At 63.3% G+C, this 22,403-nt stretch carries 24 protein-coding genes; 15 read left to right on the top strand and 9 right to left on the bottom strand.

Going from position 1 to position 22,403, the window contains the following annotated elements:
• The first annotated feature begins 55 nt into the window (after positions 1–55).
• A complete protein-coding gene (cycA, locus tag BV82_RS03420; RefSeq protein ID WP_036995532.1) occupies positions 56–1,474 on the top strand; it encodes a D-serine/D-alanine/glycine transporter in 1,419 nt (472 codons plus the stop codon).
• A 9-nt stretch (positions 1,475–1,483) separates the two neighbouring features.
• On the opposite strand, the gene BV82_RS03415 is transcribed toward cycA, so the two are convergent.
• Complete coding sequence (locus tag BV82_RS03415) at positions 1,484–2,023, bottom strand: hypothetical protein (protein WP_010221655.1); 540 nt, start codon at positions 2,021–2,023, stop codon at positions 1,484–1,486.
• Positions 2,024–2,077: 54 nt separating this feature from the next.
• Positions 2,078–2,659 carry a hypothetical protein gene (locus BV82_RS03410; RefSeq protein ID WP_397386684.1) on the bottom strand — a complete coding sequence of 194 codons (582 nt, stop codon included), beginning with the start codon at positions 2,657–2,659 and terminating at the stop codon, positions 2,078–2,080.
• 239 nt (positions 2,660–2,898) lie between these two features.
• Here BV82_RS03410 and urtA point away from each other — a divergent pair, with 239 nt between their 5' ends.
• The 7 genes from urtA (at position 2,899) to BV82_RS03375 (ending at position 9,557) form a co-directional block, all read left to right on the top strand.
• Positions 2,899–4,164: an urea ABC transporter substrate-binding protein gene (gene urtA / locus BV82_RS03405; RefSeq protein WP_036995529.1), complete on the top strand. Its 1,266-nt coding sequence runs from the start codon at positions 2,899–2,901 to the stop codon at positions 4,162–4,164.
• Positions 4,165–4,309: 145 nt separating this feature from the next.
• On the top strand, positions 4,310–5,809 hold the full coding sequence (urtB, locus tag BV82_RS03400) for an urea ABC transporter permease subunit UrtB (RefSeq protein ID WP_036995528.1): 1,500 nt from the start codon (positions 4,310–4,312) through the stop codon (positions 5,807–5,809).
• Complete coding sequence (gene urtC, locus BV82_RS03395; RefSeq protein ID WP_036995526.1) at positions 5,809–6,888, top strand: urea ABC transporter permease subunit UrtC; 1,080 nt, start codon at positions 5,809–5,811, stop codon at positions 6,886–6,888. The genes urtB and urtC overlap by 1 nt, the downstream gene beginning before the upstream one ends.
• A 35-nt stretch (positions 6,889–6,923) precedes the next feature.
• Positions 6,924–7,745: an urea ABC transporter ATP-binding protein UrtD gene (urtD, locus tag BV82_RS03390; RefSeq protein ID WP_010221650.1), complete on the top strand. Its 822-nt coding sequence runs from the start codon at positions 6,924–6,926 to the stop codon at positions 7,743–7,745.
• Between the two features lie 20 nt (positions 7,746–7,765).
• Positions 7,766–8,464, top strand: a complete 699-nt coding sequence (urtE, locus tag BV82_RS03385; RefSeq protein ID WP_036995524.1) for an urea ABC transporter ATP-binding subunit UrtE — start codon at positions 7,766–7,768, stop codon at positions 8,462–8,464.
• A gap of 38 nt (positions 8,465–8,502) precedes the next feature.
• Complete coding sequence (locus BV82_RS03380) at positions 8,503–9,030, top strand: GNAT family N-acetyltransferase (RefSeq protein ID WP_036995523.1); 528 nt, start codon at positions 8,503–8,505, stop codon at positions 9,028–9,030.
• Positions 9,031–9,035: 5 nt separating this feature from the next.
• Entirely contained in the window at positions 9,036–9,557 is a 522-nt protein-coding gene (locus BV82_RS03375) for a GNAT family N-acetyltransferase (RefSeq protein ID WP_010221647.1), read from the top strand.
• A 111-nt stretch (positions 9,558–9,668) separates the two neighbouring features.
• Here the strand turns inward: BV82_RS03375 and BV82_RS03370 are convergent, their stop codons facing one another.
• Together BV82_RS03370 and cbpA are read right to left on the bottom strand one after the other, a co-directional pair.
• Positions 9,669–9,974, bottom strand: coding sequence for a chaperone modulator CbpM (locus BV82_RS03370; RefSeq protein WP_010221646.1), 306 nt, complete (start codon positions 9,972–9,974; stop codon positions 9,669–9,671).
• Positions 9,975–9,976: 2 nt separating this feature from the next.
• A complete protein-coding gene (gene cbpA / locus BV82_RS03365) occupies positions 9,977–10,936 on the bottom strand; it encodes a curved DNA-binding protein (protein WP_010221645.1) in 960 nt (319 codons plus the stop codon).
• 160 nt (positions 10,937–11,096) lie between these two features.
• Between cbpA and BV82_RS03360 the strand changes: the two genes are divergently transcribed.
• Entirely contained in the window at positions 11,097–12,362 is a 1,266-nt protein-coding gene (locus BV82_RS03360) for an Hsp70 family protein (protein ID WP_010221644.1), read from the top strand.
• Positions 12,363–12,419: 57 nt separating this feature from the next.
• On the opposite strand, the gene BV82_RS03355 is transcribed toward BV82_RS03360, so the two are convergent.
• Positions 12,420–13,427 carry an AI-2E family transporter gene (locus tag BV82_RS03355; protein WP_010221643.1) on the bottom strand — a complete coding sequence of 336 codons (1,008 nt, stop codon included), beginning with the start codon at positions 13,425–13,427 and terminating at the stop codon, positions 12,420–12,422.
• A 219-nt stretch (positions 13,428–13,646) separates the two neighbouring features.
• Here BV82_RS03355 and BV82_RS03350 point away from each other — a divergent pair, with 219 nt between their 5' ends.
• A complete protein-coding gene (locus BV82_RS03350; protein WP_036995521.1) occupies positions 13,647–14,567 on the top strand; it encodes a hypothetical protein in 921 nt (306 codons plus the stop codon).
• Between the two features lie 6 nt (positions 14,568–14,573).
• On the opposite strand, the gene BV82_RS03345 is transcribed toward BV82_RS03350, so the two are convergent.
• Both BV82_RS03345 and BV82_RS03340 read right to left on the bottom strand, forming a co-directional pair.
• Positions 14,574–14,855: a PsiF family protein gene (locus tag BV82_RS03345; protein ID WP_036995519.1), complete on the bottom strand. Its 282-nt coding sequence runs from the start codon at positions 14,853–14,855 to the stop codon at positions 14,574–14,576.
• A gap of 62 nt (positions 14,856–14,917) precedes the next feature.
• Positions 14,918–15,724, bottom strand: coding sequence for an AraC family transcriptional regulator (locus BV82_RS03340; RefSeq protein ID WP_010221639.1), 807 nt, complete (start codon positions 15,722–15,724; stop codon positions 14,918–14,920).
• A gap of 98 nt (positions 15,725–15,822) precedes the next feature.
• On the opposite strand from BV82_RS03340, the gene BV82_RS03335 reads away from it, so the two are divergent.
• On the top strand, positions 15,823–16,716 hold the full coding sequence (locus BV82_RS03335) for a DMT family transporter (protein WP_036995518.1): 894 nt from the start codon (positions 15,823–15,825) through the stop codon (positions 16,714–16,716).
• On the opposite strand, the gene BV82_RS03330 is transcribed toward BV82_RS03335, so the two are convergent.
• Positions 16,697–17,587: a lipase family alpha/beta hydrolase gene (locus tag BV82_RS03330; protein WP_010221637.1), complete on the bottom strand. Its 891-nt coding sequence runs from the start codon at positions 17,585–17,587 to the stop codon at positions 16,697–16,699. The genes BV82_RS03335 and BV82_RS03330 overlap by 20 nt on opposite strands.
• A 123-nt stretch (positions 17,588–17,710) precedes the next feature.
• Between BV82_RS03330 and osmE the strand changes: the two genes are divergently transcribed.
• Together osmE and BV82_RS03320 are read left to right on the top strand one after the other, a co-directional pair.
• The gene (gene osmE / locus BV82_RS03325; protein WP_010221636.1) at positions 17,711–18,064 is read left to right on the top strand and encodes an osmotically-inducible lipoprotein OsmE; all 354 of its coding nucleotides are present in this window, start codon (positions 17,711–17,713) and stop codon (positions 18,062–18,064) included.
• A gap of 90 nt (positions 18,065–18,154) precedes the next feature.
• Positions 18,155–18,685 (top strand): ferritin-like domain-containing protein, encoded by a 531-nt coding sequence (locus tag BV82_RS03320; protein WP_010221634.1) that lies wholly within the window; start codon positions 18,155–18,157, stop codon positions 18,683–18,685.
• Between the two features lie 44 nt (positions 18,686–18,729).
• Here BV82_RS03320 and BV82_RS03315 read toward each other — a convergent pair whose 3' ends face one another.
• A complete protein-coding gene (locus BV82_RS03315) occupies positions 18,730–20,790 on the bottom strand; it encodes an AsmA family protein (protein WP_036995516.1) in 2,061 nt (686 codons plus the stop codon).
• A gap of 341 nt (positions 20,791–21,131) precedes the next feature.
• Here BV82_RS03315 and BV82_RS03310 point away from each other — a divergent pair, with 341 nt between their 5' ends.
• Both BV82_RS03310 and BV82_RS03305 read left to right on the top strand, forming a co-directional pair.
• Positions 21,132–21,533: a hypothetical protein gene (locus BV82_RS03310; RefSeq protein ID WP_010221632.1), complete on the top strand. Its 402-nt coding sequence runs from the start codon at positions 21,132–21,134 to the stop codon at positions 21,531–21,533.
• Positions 21,534–21,667: 134 nt separating this feature from the next.
• Complete coding sequence (locus BV82_RS03305; protein WP_010221631.1) at positions 21,668–22,297, top strand: TetR family transcriptional regulator; 630 nt, start codon at positions 21,668–21,670, stop codon at positions 22,295–22,297.
• Positions 22,298–22,403: the final 106 nt, after the last annotated feature.

Raw genomic sequence — 22,403 nt, 5'->3', positions numbered from 1 at the left:
GCGCGTGTTAGCCTAGCGGCGCACAAAAAGACTGAACTCAACGGAATGCCTGCCGATGACTGTGAACCTGCCCCCGCAACACCCCGTTCCCGATGACCATGACCACCTGCAACGCAGCCTGTCCAACCGCCATATCCAACTGATCGCCATCGGTGGCGCCATCGGCACCGGCCTGTTCATGGGCTCGGGCAAGACCATCAGCCTGGCCGGTCCGTCGATCATCTTCGTCTACATGATCATCGGTTTCATGCTGTTCTTCGTCATGCGTGCCATGGGCGAACTGCTGCTGTCGAACCTCAACTACAAGTCGTTCATCGATTTCTCCGCCGACCTGCTCGGGCCCTGGGCCGGCTACTTTACCGGCTGGACCTACTGGTTCTGCTGGATCATCACCGGCATCGCCGATGTCATCGCGATCTCGGCCTATTCGCAGTTCTGGTTCCCTGACTTGCCGCAATGGGCGCCGGCGATTGCCTGTGTCGGCCTGCTGCTGTCACTGAACCTGATCACGGTGAAGATGTTCGGCGAAATCGAGTTCTGGTTCGCCATGATCAAGATCGTCGCTATCGTCGCCCTGGTCGGCACCGGTCTGTACATGGTCATGGCCGGCTTCCAGTCGCCCGCCGGGCGCACCGCCGACATTGCCAACCTGTGGAATGACCAGGGCATGTTCCCCCATGGCCTGATGGGCTTTTTTGCCGGTTTCCAGATTGCCGTGTTCGCCTTCGTCGGCATCGAACTGGTGGGCACCACCGCCGCCGAAGCGAAGAACCCGGAGCGCAACCTGCCGCGGGCAATCAACTCGATCCCGGTGCGCATCATCGTCTTCTACGTGCTGGCGCTGATCACCATCATGGCGGTCACGCCATGGCGCGACGTGGTGCCCGGCAAGAGCCCGTTCGTGGAACTGTTCGTGCTCGCCGGCCTGCCGGCGGCGGCCAGCATCATCAACTTCGTGGTGCTGACCTCGGCGGCCTCGTCGGCCAACAGCGGCGTGTTCTCCACCAGCCGCATGCTCTTCGGCCTGGCCCAGCAGGGTGATGCACCCCGCAGCTTCGAACACCTTTCCAGCCGCAAGGTGCCGGCCAACGGCCTGTACTTCTCCTGCACCTGCCTGCTGCTGGGCGCCGCACTGATATATGTGGTCCCCGACCTGATCGAAGCCTTCACCCTGGTGACCACGGTATCGGCGATCCTGTTCATGTTCGTCTGGACCCTGATCCTGCTGTCTTACCTGAGCTACCGCAAGCAGCGCGCGGCGCTGCACCAGGCCTCGAAGTACAAGATGCCTGGCGGGCGCTTGATGTGCTGGGTGTGCCTGGCGTTCTTCGCCTTCATCCTGGTGCTGCTGGGCCTGGAGCACGATACCCGCCAGGCGCTGATCGTCACGCCGCTGTGGTTCGTGTTGCTGACCGTGACCTACCAGTTCGTGCGGCGTAACCGCGCGCTGCTGATGGCCAGCGCCGACAGCTGATCAGCCGAACTACAGGCCGCCCTGCTCGTACGCCGCCGCCACACTGTCCCACAGCTGTTCCAGTACGGCGGCGGCCTCGGCGCGCTGTGCCTCGCTCGGGCCGTCGATGAACTCACTGCGGCCCTGGCCAAGGCTCAGGCAGGCATCGATGCCATTGCCCCAGATGTACGAATAGATCAGCAGAAAACTGTCCGAATCGACGTCGGCGTAGTGCGCGACCTGCCGCAGGGGCGCCAGCAGTTGCAGCATCTCGCCATAATTGTCAGTGAACTCCAGCACGGCGAACGTCCACACCCCGGCCTGCTCATCGTAATGACTGCGGCTACCCGGGGAGAACTCAACCCAACCTGCGATCAGGTCGCCCAGGCTGCAGGTAGTGGATCGATCCAGGTCATGGGCGGACAGCTCACCCGCCCCGTAGGCGTCCTTGCTGTCATACCAGCGTTGCCAATCATCGAACTGCCGCGGGTTGGCCACCGGCGCGCTCATAACCGCCTGATAGGCAGCGGGGCTGAGGTTACAGCGAATGTACAGCGACGAAGCTTCCATCGGGTCTGTCCTTGTTCCGTGGGTGAGGGTTGATTAAAACGAGCGCAGGGCAGCTCAGCGTTGTGCCGCCTTGAACAGTTCGGCCAGCACTGCATCGGCCTCCTGACGTTGGGCCGGCGTCGGTGCCTTGGCAAACTGGCTGCGACCGTTGAGGGTCAGGTAGGCGTCGTCGCCGTTGCCCCAGATGTACGAGTAGACCAGCATGAAACTGTCGGAGTCGGCCGCGCAATAGGGTGCGACGCTGCGTAGCGGCGCCAGCAGGGAGATCATCTCGCCGTAGTTATCGCTGAACTGCAACAGGGCGAAACGCCAGGCGCCCGCCTTCTCGTCGTACTCCGAGTACGTGCCCCAACCAGTGACGCCGACCAGCTCTCTAAGGTTTCGCGCCACCAGCGGCCGCAGGTCTTCACTCCTGACCTTGCCCGGGCCATACATCCCATGGCTGTCGAACCATTGCTGCCAATCATCGAAGGCTGGCGCCCCGCCCGGCGGGGCGGCCTTGACCTCGGCGTACTGGGCAGCGGTCATGTTGCAGCGAAAATACAGCGAGGACGGCTCGCTGGCCTGCACCTGCCCCACTGCGGTCCACAAGCCGGCCACCAGCATCCCTGCACGCACGTGTCTGTTCACTGTCATCGTCCCTGAACGGTGTTGAAGGCGGCGATGATACCCGCGCGAACCAAAGCTGTGCAGACAAGTTTGCAGCGCACAGGTCCCGGCGCCATCACGGTGCAGGCACGCTTCATTGCCATCGCAAATCCCCATGAAACCCCTGTCCCAGACAACCTCGCGCTACCCGGCACAGCCCTTGCTAACGCTCTTGGGCGAAGTCGCCATCTGCCCAACAGAACATCCGATTCCATGGAGAGAGCACTATGAAGCGTCGCAGTCTGATCAAGGCCTTTACCCTCAGCGCGTCCATCGCGGCCATGGGCCTGAGCTGGAGCATCCAGGCCGCCGAGACCATCAAGGTCGGCATCCTGCACTCGCTGTCGGGGACCATGGCGATTTCCGAGACCTCGCTCAAGGACATGGCCCTGATGACCATCGAGCAGATCAACGCCAAGGGTGGGGTCAACGGCAAGCTGCTGGAGCCGGTGGTGGTCGACCCGGCCTCGAACTGGCCGCTGTTCGCCGAAAAGGGCCGCCAGCTGCTGACCCAGGACAAGGTCGCGGTGGTGTTCGGCTGCTGGACTTCGGTGTCGCGCAAGTCAGTACTGCCGGTGTTCGAAGAGCTCAATGGCCTGCTGTTCTACCCGGTGCAGTATGAGGGCGAAGAGATGTCGCCGAACGTCTTCTACACCGGTGCCGCACCCAACCAGCAGGCGATCCCGGCGGTGGAATACCTGATGAGCGAAGACGGCGGCGGCGCCAAGCGCTACTTCCTGCTGGGTACCGACTACGTCTACCCGCGCACCACCAACAAGATCCTGCGCGCCTTCCTGCACAGCAAGGGCGTGGCCGACAAGGACATCGAAGAGGTCTACACGCCGTTCGGCCACAGCGATTACCAGACCATCGTCGCCAACATCAAGAAGTTCTCCGCCGGCGGCAAGACCGCGGTCATCTCCACGGTCAACGGCGACTCCAACGTGCCGTTCTACAAGGAACTGGCCAACCAGGGCCTGAAAGCCACCGACGTGCCGGTGGTGGCCTTTTCGGTGGGCGAGGAAGAACTGCGCGGCATCGACACCAAGCCGTTGGTCGGGCACCTGGCGGCGTGGAACTACTTCGAGTCGGTGGATAACCCGGTCAACAGCCAGTTCGTCGCCGATTGGAAAGCCTACGCCAAGGCCAAGAACCTGCCAGGCGCCGACAAGGCGGTGACCAACGACCCGATGGAGGCCACCTACGTCGGCATTCATATGTGGGCCCAGGCGGTCGAGAAAGCCAAGTCCACCGATGTCGACAAGGTCCGCGAAGCCCTGGCCGGGCAGACCTTCAAGGCGCCGTCGGGCTACACCCTGACCATGGACAAGAGCAATCACCACCTGCACAAGCCGGTGATGATCGGCGAGATCCAGGATGACGGTCAGTTCAACGTGGTCTGGGAAACCGGGCAGCCGCTGCGTGCGCAGCCATGGAGCCCGTTCATCCCGGGCAACGACAAGCGGCCGGATTATGCGGTGAAGGGCAACTGAGCCACCGGGGCCGCTTGGCGGCCCATCGCTGGCAAGCCAGCGCCCACAAGGACCGCGTCTCCCCACAGACACTGCATGTACCTGTGGGAGCTGGCTTGCCAGCGATGAGGCCCTGAGAAACTCCACAACCGCGACGGATCCCGCTATGCCCAAGGCCCTCCAGCGCCTCCTCCTCGGTCTGCTCCTGCTGCTGCCGCTAGCCGCCCCGGCAGCCGACGCAGACTACTTCATCGCCGCCAAGGCCAATGAGCAGGCGCGCCTGCTCCAGGACTGGGCGGCGCAACCGGACCCGGCCCGCGTTGAACTGCTGAGCGCTCTGCAACAAGGCCGCATCGCCGCCGGCGACACCCGCAAACTGCGCCTGAACAACCGCTTGCGCGGGCTTGTGGATAACGCCCTGGCCAGCCATCAGTTGCTCAGCGCAGATAGCACAGTGCGCCTGGCGGCTGCCCAGCAATTGCAGAAAAGCGCCCAGCCGGCCCAAGTCGCCTTCCTCGACCGGCGCTTCGCCAGCGAAGCCGATGCCGCCGTCCATGCGGCATTGGCCCTGGCCCTGGCCAACCTGCAACTGGTCGACAGCGACCCGGCCGTGCGCCTGGCGGCGGTGCGCCTGCTCGGCGAAACCGGCGACCCGATGGCCCGCACCCGATTGGAGGCGCTGCTCGAACCCGGTGTCGAGAGCAACGCCGGCGTGCGTACCGCAGCCGAAACCAGCCTGGCCCAGGTCAAGCGCAAGCTGCTGTTTGGCGAGCTGCTCGGCCAGGCCTTCAGCGGCCTGTCGCTGGGTTCGATCCTGTTGCTCGCGGCCCTGGGCCTGGCCATCACCTTCGGCCTGCTCGGGGTGATCAACATGGCCCACGGCGAGATGCTCATGCTCGGCGCCTACGCCACCTATGTCGTGCAGGTCCTGGTGCAACGCTACGTGCCCGAGGCCATCGTGTTCTACCCGCTGATCGCCCTGCCGGTGGCCTTCGCCGTCAGTGCCGGGGTCGGCATGCTCCTGGAGCGCACGGTGATCCGCCACCTGTATGGCCGCCCGCTGGAAACCCTGCTGGCCACCTGGGGCATCAGCCTGATCCTGATCCAGGCCATCCGCCTGCTGTTCGGCGCACAGAACGTCGAAGTGGCCAACCCGGCCTGGCTCTCCGGTGGCATCCAGGTGCTGCCCAACCTGGTGCTGCCCTACAGCCGCCTGGTGATCATCGCCTTCGCGCTGTTCGTGGTGCTGCTGACCTGGTTGCTGCTCAACCGCACGCGCCTGGGCCTGAACGTGCGTGCCGTCACCCAGAACCGCAACATGGCCGCCTGCTGCGGCGTACCGACCGGGCGTGTGGACATGCTTGCCTTTGGCCTCGGCTCCGGTATCGCCGGGCTCGGTGGCGTGGCCCTGAGCCAGATCGGCAACGTCGGCCCGGACCTGGGCCAGAGCTACATCATCGACTCGTTCCTGGTGGTGGTGCTGGGCGGCGTCGGGCAACTGGCCGGTAGCCTCTGGGCGGCCTTTGGCCTGGGCATCGCCAACAAACTGCTGGAGCCGCAGATCGGTGCAGTGCTCGGCAAGATCCTCATCCTTGCGCTGATCATTCTGTTCATCCAGAAACGCCCGCAAGGCCTCTTCGCGCTCAAGGGACGGGTAATCGACTGATGAACCAGCCTCTGCTTGTTACCGCCAGCCAGAAGGCCGGCCCGCGCTGGACCCTGGCCATCGGCACCACGGTGCTACTGGTGCTGCTGGCCCTGCCAGTGCTGTCATTGCTGCCCGCCGGGCACAGCCTGCAAGTCTCGGCCTACAGCCTGACCCTGGTCGGCAAGATTCTCTGCTACGCCATCATCGCCCTGGCCCTGGACCTGGTCTGGGGCTATGCCGGGTTGCTGTCGCTGGGCCATGGCCTGTTCTTCGCCCTCGGCGGCTATGCCATGGGCATGTACCTGATGCGCGAAGCGTCTGGTGATGGCCTGCCAGCGTTCATGACCTTCCTGTCGTGGAGCGAACTGCCCTGGTACTGGGCCGGCACCCAGCACTTTGCCTGGGCCCTGTGCCTGGTGGTGCTGGCGCCGGGTTTGCTGGCGCTGGTGTTCGGCTACTTCGCCTTCCGTTCGCGGATCAAGGGCGTGTACTTCTCGATCATGACCCAGGCCCTGACCTTCGCCGGCATGCTGCTGTTCTTTCGCAACGAGACCGGCTTTGGCGGCAACAACGGCTTCACCCATTTTCGCAGCATCCTCGGCTTTGAAATCACCGCGCAAAGCACCCGCGCGGTGCTGTTCCTGCTCACCGTCGCCTTGCTGGTGGCCAGCCTGTACCTGGGCTGGCGCCTGGCCCGGAGCAAGTTCGGCCGGGTCCTGACCGCCCTGCGCGATGCCGAGAACCGCCTGATGTTCTGCGGCTACGACCCGCGCGGTTTCAAGTTGTTCGTCTGGGTGCTGAGCGCGGTGCTGTGCGGTCTGGCCGGGGCCTTGTACGTGCCGCAGGTGGGCATCATCAACCCTAGCGAGATGTCGCCGACCAACTCCATCGAAGCTGCCGTGTGGGTCGCCCTCGGCGGACGCGGCACACTGATCGGGCCGCTGCTGGGGGCCGGCCTGGTCAACGGCATGAAGAGCTGGTTCACCGTGGCCTTTCCCGAGTACTGGCTGTTCTGCCTCGGAGCGCTGTTCATCCTGGTGACCCTGTACCTGCCACGGGGCGTGGTCGGTCTGCTGAACAAAAGGGGCGAACAATGAGAGCCATCCCACTACCGCCGGTGCACCCGGAATTCATGCTCGAACCGATCCTCGACGCTGGCAGCGGCCGCGATGCCATCGGCCTCGGCCAGCGCCGCGGCGAAGGCCTGGAGGTGCGCCACGGCACGCTGCTGACCCTGGAAGACATCAACGTCAGCTTCGACGGTTTCAAGGCGCTGAACAACCTCAACCTGTACATCGGCGTCGGTGAGCTGCGCTGCATCATCGGCCCCAACGGTGCCGGCAAGACCACCCTGATGGATGTGATCACCGGCAAGACCCGCCCTACCAGCGGCAAGGCCTGGTTCGGCGACACCCTGGACCTGACGCGCATGAGCGAGGTACAGATCGCCCAGGCCGGAATCGGCCGCAAGTTCCAGAAGCCGACGGTGTTCGAGGCCCTGAGCGTGTTCGAGAACCTGGAGCTGGCGCAGAAGGCCGACAAGTCGGTGCTGGCCAGCCTGCTGGCGCGCCTGAGCGGCGAGCAGCGCGAGCGCATCGACGAGATCCTGCAGACCATTGGCCTGAGCGCTTCGGCCCAGCGCCCGGCCGGTTTGCTCTCCCACGGCCAGAAGCAGTTCCTGGAGATCGGCATGCTGCTGATGCAGGACCCGCAGTTACTGCTGCTGGATGAGCCGGTGGCGGGCATGACCGATGCCGAAACCGAATTCACCGCCGAACTGTTCAAAAGCCTGGCCGGCAAGCATTCGCTGATGGTGGTCGAGCATGACATGGGCTTTGTCGGCAGCATCGCCGACCACGTCACCGTGCTGCACCAGGGCAGTGTGCTGGCCGAAGGGTCGCTGGAACAGGTGCAGGCGGATGACCGGGTGATCGAGGTCTACCTCGGGCGATGAGGCCAACAAAGGACGACAACATGCTGAAAATCGACTCACTGCACCAATACTACGGCGGCAGCCACATCCTGCGCGGCTTGTCGTTCGAGGCCAAGGTCGGTGAAGTCACCTGCCTGTTAGGCCGCAATGGCGTCGGCAAGACCACCCTGCTGCGCTGCCTGATGGGCCTGCTGCCCACCCGCGAAGGCAGCGTGCACTGGGAAGGCCAGGCGATCACCACACTCAAGCCGCACCAGCGGGTGCACGCCGGCATTGCCTACGTGCCCCAGGGCCGCGAGATTTTCCCGCGCCTGAGCGTCGAGGAGAACCTGCTGATGGGCCTGTCGCGCTTTGGCGCCAGCCAGGCCCACAGCGTGCCGGCGTTCATCTACGAGCTGTTCCCGGTGCTGCTGCAGATGAAACAGCGCCGTGGCGGCGACCTCTCCGGTGGCCAGCAACAACAACTGGCCATCGGCCGCGCCCTGGCCAGCCAGCCGCGCCTGCTGATCCTCGACGAGCCCACCGAAGGCATTCAGCCTTCAGTCATCAAGGAGATCGGCGCGGTCATCAGCACGCTTGCCGCCCGTGGCGACATGGCGATCCTGCTGGTCGAGCAGTTCTACGACTTTGCCGCGGAGCTTGCCGACCAGTACCTGGTGATGTCACGCGGTGAAATCATCCAGGCCGGGCGTGGCGAAAATATGGAAGCCGAGGGTGTGCGCGGCCTGGTAACCATTTAACCTGAGCCGATCACCGTGCCCCTGTTCGAGAACCTGCCATGACTTACCTGTTGCGCGATGCAGTGCCTGCCGACCTGACGGGCATTCGCGATATCTATAACGACGCCGTGCTCAACACCACGGCGATCTGGAACGAGCAAGCGGTCGATCTGGGCAACCGCCAAGCCTGGTTCGATGCTCGCCAGGCCCAGGGTTATCCGATCCTGGTGGCGGTGAACGCTGCCAACGAGGTACTCGGCTATGCTTCATTTGGCGACTGGCGGCCGTTCGAAGGTTTTCGCCATACCGTCGAGCACTCGGTGTACATCCGCAGTGACCAGCGCGGCAACGGCCTGGGGCCCAAGCTGATGCAGGCGCTGATCGAACGGGCCCGCGCCTGCAACAAACACGTAATGGTCGCCGCCATCGAAAGCGGCAACGCCGCCTCGATTCGCCTGCATCAGCGCCTGGGCTTCACCTTCAACGGGCAGATGCCCCAGGTCGGGGTGAAGTTTGGTCGCTGGCTGGACCTGACCTTCATGCAGTTGATCCTCAGCCCCGATGCCCCGCCCCCGACAATGGAGTGACGCCTGTGAATGCTGCGCAGCTTAATCGTGTGACCCATGAAAGCTTTGCCTACTACCGCGACGGCCTGGTGGCGTTGCTGCTCGATGCCGTGCAACACGGCGCCTCGGTGGGGTTTCTGGCCGATATCGATGCGCAGCAGGCCGAGGGCTATTTCGAGGAGGTGCGCCAGCGCCTGGTCAGCGGTGAGCTGTTGCTGTGGGTGGTGGGCAAGGACAAGGAAGTGCTGGGCAGTGTCCAGCTGGGCTTGTGCCTTAAGCCCAATGGTTTGAACCGGGCTGAAGTGCAAAAGCTGCTGGTGCACAGCGCGGCACGGCACCGGGGCCTTGGCCAGCAACTGATGCAGGCGCTGGAAACGACGGCGCGGCAGAAGCAGCGCGGCATGCTGTACCTGGATACCGAAGCAGGCTCGGGGGCCGAAGCTTTTTATCGGTCGCAGGGGTACAGCAAGGCCGGGGAGATTCCTGATTATGCCTGTGGGCCGGACGGGATCTATCGGGCAACGGCGCTGTACTACAAATTGCTCTAGGTCTTCAGGGCCAATCGCCGGCAAGGCCGGCTCCCACAGGGTACTGCATGCACAGGGCCAGTGTGGGAGCCGGCCTTGCCGGCGATCGGTCGCGCAGCGCAGGCAATGAACTCAGCCCTGCACAAACCGCCCCAAACGTTGCCTGAGCATGCTGTTCTCGCTGCGCAGTTGCTGCACTTCCTCCAGCAGCTCCAGGGCCAGCGCGACCCCTTCCCACTCCAGTTGCAGATCGTGGTGCAGCTTGGCCGCGCGCTTGGCCAGCACCGGCGCCTGATCGTCAAACAGCCAGTCTTCCGGCGTTCGCCCGGAAGGCTCGACAATGCCGTGTTCGACGATTTCGATCACGTAGGCCGCCGGCAGATCGGCTTCCTGACAGAGGGTCTGCATGTCCAGTTGAACGACCAGGGTACTGCTCATGATCAGCTACTCCATTGTGTCCTCGGGTTGAATGCGGCCTTTTCCGACAACTTGGTCCACAGCTCGCGGGCGGCGGCATCGGACTGGCTCGGCATCACCACTTTCAATTGCGCGAACAGGTCGCCGCGCTGGCCGTGCTTGTTGCCCAGGCCCATGCCCTTGATCCGCAGGCGCTGACCGTTCTGGCTGTCCGGACGGATGGTCAAGTTGACCTTGCCGGTCAGGGTCGGCATCGCCACCTTGGTGCCCAGCGCGGCCTCCCACGGTGCCAGCGGCACGGTGATGATCAGGTCATGACCTTCGACATCGAACAGCGGATGCGGTGCCATGCGAATGGTCAGGAACAAGTCGCCATTGGCCCCGCCACCGACGCCCGGTGCGCCCTGGCCCTTGAGGCGGATCTTCTCGCCGTCGCTGACGCCGGCCGGGATCTTCACGTTCAGGGTCTTGGTGGTAAAGCCGGTGCGCTGACCACTGGCGTTGTGCTGCGGCACCTGGAAGCTGATCTGCTTGGACTCGCTGGACAGGGTCTCTTCAAGGAAAATCGCCAGTTCCATTTCCACGTCTTGCCCCCGCCGTCCGGCACTGCGTTGCTGGCCGCGGCCAAATGGATTGCCATTGCCACCGCGCGAACCGAAGATCGAGCTGAAGAAATCGGAAAAATCGCCACCGTCACCAAAGCCGCCAGCACCTGCCGAACCGCGGCTTTGCCAGCCTGGCGGGCCCTGGAATGGCCGACCGTGCTGGCCGTATTTGCGCAGTTCGTCGTACTCGGCGCGTTTTTCCGGGCTGCTCAGGGCTTCATAGGCCTCGTTGGCCTCCTTGAATTTCTCCTCGGCGTCACGCTCTTTGCTGACGTCGGGGTGATACTTGCGCGCGAGCTTGCGGTAGGCGGTCTTGATCGCCTTGTCATCCGCCGTCGGCTCTACGCCAAGAATCTTGTAATAGTCTTTGAAGTCCATCTAAGGAATCACCATGGGTTAATCGAATGCTTGTGTAGATTGGGGTCAAGCATAGCCTTTCAAGGTGCCCATGGGTTTGCTGCAAAGCAGATAATCGGTCTTGATTCTGCTGACGGCTGGCATAAACTGCGCGGCCGTTTTTCCCCCGGAAGTACAACCCATGAGTGACGCATCCCCGGCCCGTGCCTGCGGTATCGACTTTGGCACCTCCAACTCCACCGTCGGCTGGCACCGCCCGGGCGTGGAGTCGTTGATCGCCCTGGAAGACGGCAAGATCACCCTGCCGTCGGTGGTGTTCTTCAACATCGAGGAGCGCCGCCCGGTGTACGGCCGCCTGGCCCTGCACGAATACCTCGAAGGCTATGAAGGCCGCCTGATGCGCTCGCTCAAGAGCCTGCTGGGTTCCAAGCTGATCAAGCACGACACCAGCGTGCTGGGTACCGCGCTGCCGTTCAAGGACCTGCTGGGCATGTTCATCGGCGAACTGAAAAAGCGCGCCGAAGCCAATGCCGGCCGGGCCTTCGACGAGGTCGTACTGGGCCGCCCGGTGCATTTCGTCGATGACGACCAGGCCGCCGACCAGGAAGCCGAAGACACCCTGGCGCAAGTCGCGAAGAAGATCGGTTTCAAGCACGTGTCGTTTCAGTACGAGCCCATTGCCGCGGCCTTTGACTATGAGTCGAACATCCAGGGCGAAGAGCTGGTGCTGATCGTCGACATCGGCGGGGGTACTTCGGACTTCTCCCTGGTGCGCCTGGCCCCCGAGCGGCACATGCTCGATGACCGCCAGCAAGACATCCTCGCCACCGGTGGCGTGCACATCGGCGGTACCGACTTCGACAAGCAGCTGAGCCTGCAGGGCGTGATGCCGCTGTTCGGCTACGGCAGCCGGATGAAAAGCGGTGCCTTCATGCCCACCAGCCACCACATGAACCTGGCCACCTGGCACACCATCAACTCGGTGTACTCGCAAAAATCCCAGCTGGCCCTGGGCAGCATGCGCTACGACATCGAAGACACCGACGGCATCGACCGCCTGTTCAAGCTGATCGAACAGCGCGCCGGGCACTGGCTGGCGATGGAAGTGGAAGAAACCAAGATCGAGCTGACCCACAACGAGCGCCGCCTGGTCGACCTCAAGCGGGTCGAGCCAGGCCTCAGCGTCGAGTTGAGCCGGGCGCTGTTCGAGGAGTCGATCGACAACCTGCTCGAGCGCGTGCGCGGCAGTGTCAGCGAGTTGCTGGCCAAGGCCGGCGTCGGCGTCGCGCAGGTCGACACGGTGTTCTTCACCGGCGGTTCCAGCGGCATCCCGGCCTTGCGCCAGAGCGTGGCGGCGATGCTGCCCAATGCCCGCCATGTCGAAGGCAATATCTTCGGCAGCATTGGCAGCGGCTTGGCGATCGAGGCGCGCAAGCGTTACGGTTGAGATAGCCGGGGCCGCGTTGCGGCCCTTTCGCCGGCAACGCCGGCGCTAGCCTTCAGTTCACACCAGCTCTTGCTGGCGCAACTCACTCTTCAGGTAGGCGTAGTAAATCGGCCCCGCCACCACCCCCGGCAAGCCGAACGCCGCCTCGCATACCAGCATCGCCAGCAGCAATTCCCACGACTTGGCACTGATCTGCCCGCCGACGATCCGCGCGTTGAGGAAGTACTCGACCTTGTGGATAACGATCAGGTAACCGAGCGCCGCCATCGCCACCCAGATCGACAACGACAGGCCGACGATGGTGATCAGGGTGTTGGACATCAGGTTGCCGATCACCGGCAGCAAGCCGAGCAGGAAGGTCAGCACGATCAGGGTCTTGGTCAGCGGCAGGTGCACGCCGAACAGCGGCAGTACCACGGCAAGGAAGATGCCGGTGAAGAAGGTGTTGAGCAGGGAAATCTTGATCTGCGCGAAGACAATGTTGCGAAACGCCTGCACTAAAAGCGCCAGACGGTTGAACAACGCCGCCGCCAGAGGCTTGCGCTTGGAGATGTCGGGGATGCGCTGCAGGGCGACAATGGCGCCGAGGATCATGCCGATCAGCAGGGTGACGAACATGTGCGCCGCGCCCTTGCCCACCAGTTGCAGCTCACCCAGGTGGGTCTTGAGCCATTCGCCGATGGCCACTTTGAACTCCGAGGCGCTGGCCGGCAGGTAGGCATCGATGAACGGCGGCAACTGCCCGCGGGCCTGGTCGACCAGCAGCATGAACTTGTCCAGGGATGCCCCGGGGTTTTCCGCTTCATGCAGCAAGAAACTGATGGCGCCGGCGAACAGCAGGGTCAGGGTGCTGACCACCAGGGTGCCGAGCAACGCCACCGCCAGCCAACGCGCCCGTTGCCCGGCAATCAGGTGCTGCAGTTTGGGGGTGAGCATGTTGACCAGTTCGAACACCAGCAGACCGGCCAGCAGGCTCGGCAACAACTTGAGCGGCAACACCAGCAACAGGCCGGAGAAGACGATGATCCAACTGGCCAGGGTGATCTGGCGCGGAGTAAAGGTCATACAACCTCGAAAGGCGACGGCATGGAAAACCGGCAGTCTGCCAGCCTTCGCCCGGCAGGCATAGTGGCATGCAGCGGCACTGCGGCTGGCAATGCCGTTGTGATGTTTCTATGATTGCCGCCCCCCGATGGAATGGTGGCGTCTCGCAGCGCATTCGCAGGTAAGCGAAACAGGAGTCCCTCTGTGCCTTCCCACCTTCAAGGCAAAGAGCTCCAGACCATGTGCAAACTGCTTGTCCTGCTTCCGCTGATGCTGCTTGGCGGCTGTTCGGAAGATTTCGCCACCCTGCATTTCGCGCAGCCGGTAAGCGCCTACTATGGCGACCTCAGGCCGCAATACGGCGATGACCTGTACCAGGCCATCCTGGCACTGAAAATCGATCCAAAAGACATCGAGGTCGAGCTTGACGATGACCACCGGCAGAACTTGCTGATCAACGTCTCACGCTCGCTCGATGCCGGTAAGCGCCAAGCCCTGCGCGAGTTGTTCGATGAAATTCCCCGGGCTCGCGCCGCCGCTTCCTGGGAAGTCGATGTCACCCTTGAACCGCACGCGCCGGGCGCCAGGTTCGACGGTTTTAGCGAGGCGGTCAAAAGCATCCAGGGGCCAGTCACCCTGCAGCTCAAGCTTGGCAATCGTATCGAAGCGCTTTCCAGTGCCACGCTGCGCGAGCGCACGCTTGCCGCCGAGAACAACAGTGAAGTGTCGAGCATCATCACCTGTCACGTGCTGGCCGAGGTTTCCGGTGGGCCGTTCAAGTTCAGGTCGATCGTGCAGCGCGACGATGGCCCACCGGAACGCGCGCAGGTCATTATCGAGTACGCGCCGATGCATTTCGCCCAACTGCCGGCACGCTTCGACTTCAAGGACCCGACCCTGCGGGAGAGAATTCACAACGGCCAGGTCAAGGCCTGGCAAGCCGAGGGGACGCCGCAGCGCAGCCCGTGGCGCCCCTTCGAGATGGCCTTCGAGATCGGCTCGCTGGGCAAGCAGAGGCTGAACTTGAATCCGGGCAAGGACCTGCGTATCGGCATGCTCCAGGGCGACTGCCGGGAGCTGGCCAACCGCGCCGGCCGGCCATTCTCGCTGTTTATCGGCGAGGGCCTGGACCGGCTCGAGTCGGTGACTTACGCCAACTGACGAAGGTTACTTTTTCTTCAGGCAGTCGCTCATGAACGCTTTGCGCTCATCGCCCTTGAGCGCCTTGGTGGTGGCGTCGGCGTTGCAGGTTTTCATTTTCTCCTGCTGGGTCGCCGGCTTGGCTTTCAGGCAGTCGCTCATGAACGCCTTGCGCTCGTCACCCTTGAGCGCCTTGGTGGTGGCATCGGCATTACAGGTTTTCATTTTTTCCTGTTGCGCCGTGGCGGCAAATCCTTGGGAACACATCAGCAAACCCAGCAACAGCAACGGCACACGCACCATCTTCATGGCGTTTTCTCCTGGTCGCCGCGCACCACGCGCAGCTCTGGCGAGAGTGTAGACAAATATGGTTACAAACCTCCAGCACGCGGCTCTTCGGCCCGCGCTTGCCGCCGGTATTGCTCGGGCGTGCAGTGGGCCTGGCGCTGGAACATGGCGATGAAGGCCGAGGCGCTGCTGTAGCCCAGGTCGAAGGCAATCTGCTGAATCGGCAGGTTCTGTTCCAGCGCCTCGATGGCGCGCAAAAAGCGCAGGCGCAGGCGCCACTCGCCAAAGCTCATGCCCAGCTCGCGGATGAACTGGCGGGCCAGGGTGCGTTCGCTGACATGCAGGCTGGCGGCCCAATGGCCGAGCGGGCGATTGTCACCGGGCTGGGCATGCAGGGCCTGCAGCACCTCGCTCAGGCCGGCGCTGCGCGCGTATGGCAGGTAGCAGGTCTGGGTCGGTGCGCGGCGTAACTGGTCGACCAGCACCTGGGCCAGACGCTGGTCGGCCTGATCCTGCGCCACCTTGACGTCACGGGCGGCGAAGTCGCCGAGGATGGCCTTGAGGATCTCGCTGATCACCAGGGTGCAAGGGGCATCAGGCAGGCCCTGGCACAGCTCGCGATCCAGATAGACCGAGCGATAGACAATGGCCTGCGGGTTGTAGCAGCTGTGCTCGGTATCCGGCGGCACCCACACCGCATAGTGCGGTGGCGAGATGAAGCGCTGGCCGTCGATCTCCAGGTGCATGATGCCATGGGCCGCATAGTTGAGCTGGCCCCAGGCGTGCCGGTGCGCGGCGCTGTGGGTGTCGGCGCCGAATTCGTCGTAACGAAAGTACACCGGGGCCGGCAAGACCTCGAATTGCGGGATTTCTACGTACTTTATCGCCATGCTGTCTGGATCTATGCGCAGGTTGTCTGGATGCAAGTATAAGCAACAGGACAGACAAGCGGATAATGGCCGCCTGTTCCCTCAAGAGTTTCTGTTTCATGAATTATGCGTTTCCGTTGCTGGCGATCTTCATCTGGGCCGGCAATACCGTGGTCACCAAGATGTCTGCCGGGGCGATCTTCCCAGCCGAAATCGGCTTCTATCGCTGGCTGCTGGCAGGCCTGTTGTTCACCCCGTTCCTGCTGCGCCCGGTGCTGCGCAACTGGGCGGCCATTGGCCCGAACCTGGGCAAGGTCTTCATCCTCGGCATATTGGGCATGGCGGTGTACCAGAGCCTGGCCTACTTCGCCGCCGCCATCACCAGCGCCACCAACATGGGCATCATCCTTTCGCTGATGCCGCTGATGTCCCTGGCCCTGGCGATCATCAGCCTCGGTCAGCGGCTGACCATCGGCGCGCTGATCGGGGCGCTGGTGTCGTTCATCGGTGTGCTGGTGGTGGTGTCGGCGGGCGATCTGGCGGTGCTGGCGCAACACGGGGTCAACGGCGGCGATGCGCTGATGCTGATCGCCACCCTGGCCTACGCGGTGTACAGCACCCTGCTGAAAAAGTGGCAGCTGCGTATCCCGCCGTTGCAACTGCTGTACCTGCAGGTGCTGGTGGCGATCATCGTATTGCTCCCGCTGTTCCTGTTCTCGGCAAAGACCGGCCTGGGCGCGGGCAACATCGGTCTGGTGGTCTATGCCTGCGTTCTGGCCTCGATGATCGCGCCGCTGGCCTGGATGCAGGCGGTCAGCCGCCTGGGCCCGAGCCGCACGACCCTGTTCTTCAACCTGTTGCCAGCGGTGACGGCGGTGATCGCCGCCGGGGTGCTGGGTGAGCAACTGGCCCTTTATCACCTGGTGGGCGGGGTCTTGACCCTGGTCGGGGTGATCCTTGCCGAACGCTGGAAAACACCCCTGCGCCGCGCGACTATAGCCCCGCAGCCTTGAGCCTGGCGGCATGCTCGGTGAACAGCCGCACCGGCTCCGCGCCCTTGCCCACCGCCCCTAGCGACTGGTTGACGATGTCCAGGTGATCGAGCGGATAGTCATCACCGATCACCTGGCCCAGGTGCGAACTGAAGCGCCCGACCATACCGTCACACTGGCCCTTTTCCCGCACGAACGTGCGGGCGAACAGGCGGCAAAAGCGGTTGCTGCCGTCCAGGCGGTTGAGGCCGCGGTCGGTCCGCCCCGGTTGCAGGGTGCCGGACCAGGAGTAGTAACGCACACCATTGACCTCGGCCGGGCCCTCACCGCCCCAGGTGGTTGGCAGGCCCTGTGGATAAGCCTGGTTGAACAACGCCACCCCGGCGCTGGTCAGGGAGTGGTGCGAAGCGTGCACGTCGATCGGCAGTTTCGGCCCACGCCAGCCAGTCTCCAGCCAGCCCATCAACACCCCCAAGCCATGCAACAGTGCTGTGAGCAGGCGGCCACGAACAGAATCGGCCGGGTAGTGTTCGAGCAGGTAATCGGCCAGTTCCGAGCCATGGTTGGGGCCGGCGATCGAGGTAACCGAGGCAACCCATTCCGGCCGCTTGGCCGCAGCGTAGCGCGCGGTCAGGGCGCCCTGGCTGTGGCCCAGCAGGTTGACCTTGTCGGCCCCTGTACGCTGGCGAATACCTTCGATGATCAACAGCAACTGCTCGCCGCGCACCTCACTCGAGTTGAGCGCTGACACCTGCACGGCAAACACTTTGGCGCCGCCCCGGCGCAACGCCGAAACGATACCGAACCAGTAGGGATACAACAGCAAGCGAACAAACCCGAGCATGCCCGGCACCAACACCAGTGGATAACGCGTGGCGAGCCCTTGGGCCATGGCTGCATTCCCCGTTCCGTGGACAGTCGGCCAACCCTACAGGCAATTCGATGGCAATCGCAATCGAACTCCCGCCGCTCGCTGGGGTTCCAAGCCAATAGACCCTCAGCAAGGAGCTCAACCATGTACAAACATACCCTGGCCATTCTGTTGACCACCGCCACCCTGGCCGCCTGCGGCAGCCGTCCTGAGAACCCGGTGGACTACGTCACCTACCACGAGGAACCGCTGGTCAAACAGGTCGAGAACGGCATGACCATGCAGCGGGTGATCGCCATTGGCGGCAGCCCGTCGACGGTGATCGACCTGCCCCACGGCGGCACCTGCAACAACTACATCCTCAACCGTGACGGCAAGCAGCAGGCCTACTACGTACGCTTCGATGCCACTGGCCATGTCGACGCCAAGGGCTTCAAGACCTGCGAACAGCGTCAGGTCGATGACGATGCCGTCGAGAAGGCCAAGGCCAAGCTATAAAACTTTTCCGCCTGCCGGGGACTCACAGCTTAAGTAACCAGCGCGCCGACAGAGCGTGAAGATCTATCCATTTTCAGCCTGGAGATGATGATGAGCAACGTTGAACTGACCGATGTTAAAACCTTGCGTGAACGCGCCCGCCAGCATGTCGAGCAGGGCGCGGTGACCGAGGGCTACAGCGCCGACCGGGAGAAAATCCTGCGCCTGCTCAACGAGTCGCTGGCCACCGAGTGGGTCTGCGCCCTGCGCTACAAGCGCCACTACTACATGGCCAGCGGGATCAAGGCCAGTGTCGCCGCCGACGAGTTCCTCGAGCACGCCACCCAGGAGCTGGAGCACGCCGACAAGCTGGCCGAGCGCATTGTCCAGCTGGGCGGCGAACCGGACCTGAACCCGGACAACCTGAGCAAGAACTCCCATGCCCAGTACGTCGCCGGCAGCAACCTCAAGGAAATGGTCCTGGAAGACCTGATCGCCGAGCGGATCGCCATCGACAGCTACCGCGAGATCATCCAGTACATCGGCGAGAGCGACCCGACCACCCGGCGCATCTTCGAAGACATCCTGGCCCAGGAAGAAGAGCACGCCGACGACATGGCGGATTTGCTGCAAGGCCTCTGATCACCTCCCGCCAAAGGGCCGCGAAGCGGCCCCGCCCCACACAATTACCCCGCCTTCACCGCCCGCGGTGCCTTGCCAGCCTTCATCTGCTCCAGCAACGGCGTGCACTGGTTGGGTACATCGCCACTTGGCGCAATCAACGCCAGCAAACCGGCTGCAGGGCCGGCAACCACGCCCAACGCCACCATCCCCGCCCCCCGCAGCGCTAGCGGCAGCGCCTGCACGCCAGCACTGGGCTTGGCAAACGGCCCGCGCACATACAGCGGCGAGCGCAACGAGAACAGGCGCACGCCCTTGGACTCGGGGTTAATCTTCAGGTCCAGCTGCTCGCTGGCAAAGTTGGCCGTGCCATCGATGTAGATGATCGCGTTCTCGGTGTCGAAGACGAACACCCGGGTCGTGGCCAGGCCATCCTTGATACCGAAATCGGCCGCCGCGCAGTTGATCTTCACTTCCTTGTCGCCAAACAGCTTGCCGACCACGTAGTTGCCGACGTTGAGCCCGGCGATCTCCATCAGTCCGCGGCTGATCGCACCATCGTTGATGAGCATTTTCAGGTCGCCATTGGCGGTGGCCAGCAAGGCCGCAACCGAGTTGCCGCGCCCGCTGATGTCGGCGTCGCCATTGATCTCGCCGAAGCTGGTCTTCATCGGCTCGAAGGTCGGGAACAGTTGCTTGAGCTTGAAGTTGCGCGCACTCAATTGCGCCCTGCCCTGCAGCGGCACGCTGCGGCCATCGAGGCGCACCTGGGCGTCGAGCTTGCCGCCGGCGATGCCAAAGCGCAGCGGCTCCAGGCGCAGCACACCGTCATCGAGGACGAAGTGGCTGGACAGGTCAGTGAACGGCAACTCGGCACTGTGCACGATGCGTTTGCCGCTGAAGGTCACGTCGGCGTCCATGGTCCGCCAGCGTTCGGTACGAAACTCCTCGACCGGCAACACCTTGCCCGCCGGTTGCTTGCTGGCACCGCCGCGGGCTTTCTGCTGGGCGTTGGAGTCAGCGCCGATCAGCGGCGCCAGGTCCTTGAATAACAACTGGTTGGACACCAGCTTGCCGGTCAGCTTGGGCCTCGGTTGGCTGGCGACGAACGCCAGGTCGCCATGGATATCGCTGTCGCCGATCTTGCCATTGAAGCCTTCATAGCGAAATACCGCGCCGCCCGGTTCATGCAGCTTGGCGGTCAGATGACCGTCGGTGGCGTAGGGCGGCGAATCAGGCAGGGTCACGCCGGTCAGCGGATACAGGTTACCGAGGCTCGCGCCCGACAGCCGCAGGCGCAGGTCGAGGGCACCGAGGTTGCGCGGGTCGGTCAGGGTGCCAGCGACGGCGATGCGGGTATCGCCAATGGCCATGTCTGCCTGCAGTGGGAACGGCTGCGAGGCGTCCTGCAGGGCCAGCAAACCGCCGATCTTGCCGGTACCGGCCAATGTCTGGCCTTTATAGCGACCCTTGACCATGAGGCCGAAGGCGTAGTCCTGGGCACTGCCGGCCTTCTGCGCTGAAGCCTTGCCGACGATGTCGCTGAACGGAATCGGTTTGCCCAGCGGGTCGATCAGTACGTCCAGACGGGTTTTCAATGTCTGGTCATCAACACTGACCTGGCCCTTGTCGAAGCCGATGGCGCCGATGTCCAGCACCCACTCCGATGGTTGGGCCTGCTCATCCTTGGGGCCGAAGTCGAAGGTCCAGTTGGCACGACCGTCGGCCAGACGCTTGAGGCTGGCGGTCGGCTGGTTGAGGTCGATGCGCGGAATGACGATCCGCTGCACCAGCAGCGGCAGCGGCGCCAGGCGGAACTCGACGCGCTTGAGGCCGACCATCTGTGGCTCCTTGAGCCAGTCCGGGTTGCCCAGGGTCAGGTCTTCGGCGATGAAATGCGGCCATGGCAACCAGGCGCGCCAACCACCCTGCTCCAGCTCGCGCTGCCAGCGCACCGTCAGGTTACCGTTGATAGCGAAGGGCCGGTGCAGCGCTTCGGAGACCTTGGCATTGAGGGTGGGCTTGACCCGGTTCCAGTCGAACGTGGCGATGACGATCACCAGTACGGCCAGGACCAGCAGCAGGCTGGCGAGGGTCCAGGTGATGAGTTTGGCGGGGCGCGTCATTGCACGATTCTCCTGATGACTGCATGGCAAAAAGCGGGCGCGTTGATGGCACTTATCTCTTCGGACTGATGAAAAGCCGAGGGGTTTAATGGATCAGCCATGATATCGAGGTTTTTTCTGACCTCTCTCTCAACTTTTGTTGATCGTTACCCCATCCGCCAGCCCCGCCAACGGCCTCAGCAGCGCTGCTCATCGCGCCGTAACCAGCTAGCTAGAGCGGTCGCGGTAAAACATCAATTCCGTTGATTGTTACCATTATCTTTATGAACTTTTATCTGGCGTGTCCCGGCGTAGCATTGGCTCCGTACCCACTTTCCAGCCCCTCCGAGGAGCACCGAATCATGAAACGCCAATTACTGCTGAGCCTGTCCCTGTCCATTCTGGCCGCCAACGCCTTTGCCGTTCCCGCCGCCGACCAAGCCCTGAGCGCCGAATCGCGCTCGAGCTCGACGGTGATTTCGCAGCCACTGAACCCGCTGGCTGAAGGCGGTTCGGATCGCGTACTGGAACGCAACAACCGTGTCGCTGAAGGCGGCTCCGATCGCGTACTGGAGCGTAACAACCGTGTCGCCGAAGGCGGCGCCGATCGCCTGAATGACCGGGTCAAAGTTGCCGAGGGTGGCTCTGATCGCCTGAAACAGTATTACAAAGTAGCCGAAGGTGGTTCTGACCGTCTGAAAGCACGCTTCGAGGTCGCAGAAGGTGGCGCTGATCGCCTGATCGAAATCCAACGCGCGAGCTGAAGCCTATGCCAGACAACAAGACTCACCAATGCTGTAGCGGCTCCCCTCCCAGCCCGGTCCATTGACCGGGCTTTGTTTTTCCGGCGCCAGCCTATTAGAGTGCAGGGCTGTTTCACTGCCTGCCGATACTTGCCATGCTGCCGCGCGCCGAACAAAAGCAACAGACCCGCCACGCCCTGCTGGATGCCGCCCGCCACCTGATGGAAAGCGGTCGAGGTTTCGGCAGCATCAGCCTGCGTGAAGTGGCGAAAACCGCAGGTATCGTCCCGACCGGCTTTTACCGGCATTTCTCCGACATGGACCAACTGGGCCTGGCCCTGGTCAATGAAGTCGGCGAAACCTTTCGCCAGACCATCCGCCTGGTACGCCAGAACGAATTCGAGCTCGGCGGCATCACCGACGCCTCGGTGCGGATCTTTCTCGATGTGGTAGCGGCCAACCGCGCCCAGTTTCTGTTCCTGGCCCGCGAGCAATATGGCGGTTCGCAACCGGTGCGCCAGGCCATCGGTACCTTGCGTCAAGGCATCAGCTCGGACCTGGCTACCGACCTTGCGCGTATGCCGCGTTGGCAGCACCTGGACGCCGCAGCCCTGGCGGTGATGGCCGACCTGGTGGTGAAAACCGTGTTCGCCACCCTGCCGGAACTGATCGATGAGCCGAGCGACAATACCGCCGTGCCAATCAGCGCCCAGGAAAAAATCACCCAGCAGCTGCGCTTCATCTTTGTCGGCGCCAAGCACTGGCAGGGGCTCAGCACCCTGTAGGCAGTCTGTTGTGCTGGTTGTACTGGCCTCATCGCGGGGCAAGCCCGCTCCTACAGCCAGCGATGAGGCCGGCAAAGTCCCCGCCGTTTCCTGCTACCATTGCGCG

This window comes from Pseudomonas donghuensis (genome assembly GCF_000696345.2).
Classification (GTDB): Bacteria; Pseudomonadota; Gammaproteobacteria; order Pseudomonadales; family Pseudomonadaceae; genus Aquipseudomonas; species Aquipseudomonas donghuensis.
This window is presented reverse-complemented; position numbering and strand designations above follow the sequence as displayed.

What these genes read in the sequence shown, in the direction of transcription:
- BV82_RS03350 (WP_036995521.1), top strand. Translation starts at nt 13,647, where the DNA reads ATGTGCAAACTGCTTGTCCTGCTTCCGCTGATGCTGCTTGGCGGCTGT.
- urtB (WP_036995528.1), top strand. Translation starts at nt 4,310, where the DNA reads ATGCCCAAGGCCCTCCAGCGCCTCCTCCTCGGTCTGCTCCTGCTGCTG.
- BV82_RS03340 (WP_010221639.1), bottom strand. Translation starts at nt 15,724, where the DNA reads ATGGCGATAAAGTACGTAGAAATCCCGCAATTCGAGGTCTTGCCGGCC.
- cbpA (WP_010221645.1), bottom strand. Translation starts at nt 10,936, where the DNA reads ATGGACTTCAAAGACTATTACAAGATTCTTGGCGTAGAGCCGACGGCG.
- BV82_RS03345 (WP_036995519.1), bottom strand. Translation starts at nt 14,855, where the DNA reads ATGAAGATGGTGCGTGTGCCGTTGCTGTTGCTGGGTTTGCTGATGTGT.
- BV82_RS03310 (WP_010221632.1), top strand. Translation starts at nt 21,132, where the DNA reads ATGAAACGCCAATTACTGCTGAGCCTGTCCCTGTCCATTCTGGCCGCC.
- BV82_RS03410 (WP_397386684.1), bottom strand. Translation starts at nt 2,659, where the DNA reads ATGACAGTGAACAGACACGTGCGTGCAGGGATGCTGGTGGCCGGCTTG.
- BV82_RS03380 (WP_036995523.1), top strand. Translation starts at nt 8,503, where the DNA reads ATGACTTACCTGTTGCGCGATGCAGTGCCTGCCGACCTGACGGGCATT.
- urtC (WP_036995526.1), top strand. Translation starts at nt 5,809, where the DNA reads ATGAACCAGCCTCTGCTTGTTACCGCCAGCCAGAAGGCCGGCCCGCGC.
- BV82_RS03335 (WP_036995518.1), top strand. Translation starts at nt 15,823, where the DNA reads ATGAATTATGCGTTTCCGTTGCTGGCGATCTTCATCTGGGCCGGCAAT.
- BV82_RS03415 (WP_010221655.1), bottom strand. Translation starts at nt 2,023, where the DNA reads ATGGAAGCTTCGTCGCTGTACATTCGCTGTAACCTCAGCCCCGCTGCC.
- BV82_RS03315 (WP_036995516.1), bottom strand. Translation starts at nt 20,790, where the DNA reads ATGACGCGCCCCGCCAAACTCATCACCTGGACCCTCGCCAGCCTGCTG.
- BV82_RS03320 (WP_010221634.1), top strand. Translation starts at nt 18,155, where the DNA reads ATGAGCAACGTTGAACTGACCGATGTTAAAACCTTGCGTGAACGCGCC.
- BV82_RS03305 (WP_010221631.1), top strand. Translation starts at nt 21,668, where the DNA reads ATGCTGCCGCGCGCCGAACAAAAGCAACAGACCCGCCACGCCCTGCTG.
- osmE (WP_010221636.1), top strand. Translation starts at nt 17,711, where the DNA reads ATGTACAAACATACCCTGGCCATTCTGTTGACCACCGCCACCCTGGCC.
- urtD (WP_010221650.1), top strand. Translation starts at nt 6,924, where the DNA reads ATGCTCGAACCGATCCTCGACGCTGGCAGCGGCCGCGATGCCATCGGC.
- cycA (WP_036995532.1), top strand. Translation starts at nt 56, where the DNA reads ATGACTGTGAACCTGCCCCCGCAACACCCCGTTCCCGATGACCATGAC.
- BV82_RS03355 (WP_010221643.1), bottom strand. Translation starts at nt 13,427, where the DNA reads ATGACCTTTACTCCGCGCCAGATCACCCTGGCCAGTTGGATCATCGTC.
- urtA (WP_036995529.1), top strand. Translation starts at nt 2,899, where the DNA reads ATGAAGCGTCGCAGTCTGATCAAGGCCTTTACCCTCAGCGCGTCCATC.
- BV82_RS03360 (WP_010221644.1), top strand. Translation starts at nt 11,097, where the DNA reads ATGAGTGACGCATCCCCGGCCCGTGCCTGCGGTATCGACTTTGGCACC.
- urtE (WP_036995524.1), top strand. Translation starts at nt 7,766, where the DNA reads ATGCTGAAAATCGACTCACTGCACCAATACTACGGCGGCAGCCACATC.
- BV82_RS03370 (WP_010221646.1), bottom strand. Translation starts at nt 9,974, where the DNA reads ATGAGCAGTACCCTGGTCGTTCAACTGGACATGCAGACCCTCTGTCAG.
- BV82_RS03330 (WP_010221637.1), bottom strand. Translation starts at nt 17,587, where the DNA reads ATGGCCCAAGGGCTCGCCACGCGTTATCCACTGGTGTTGGTGCCGGGC.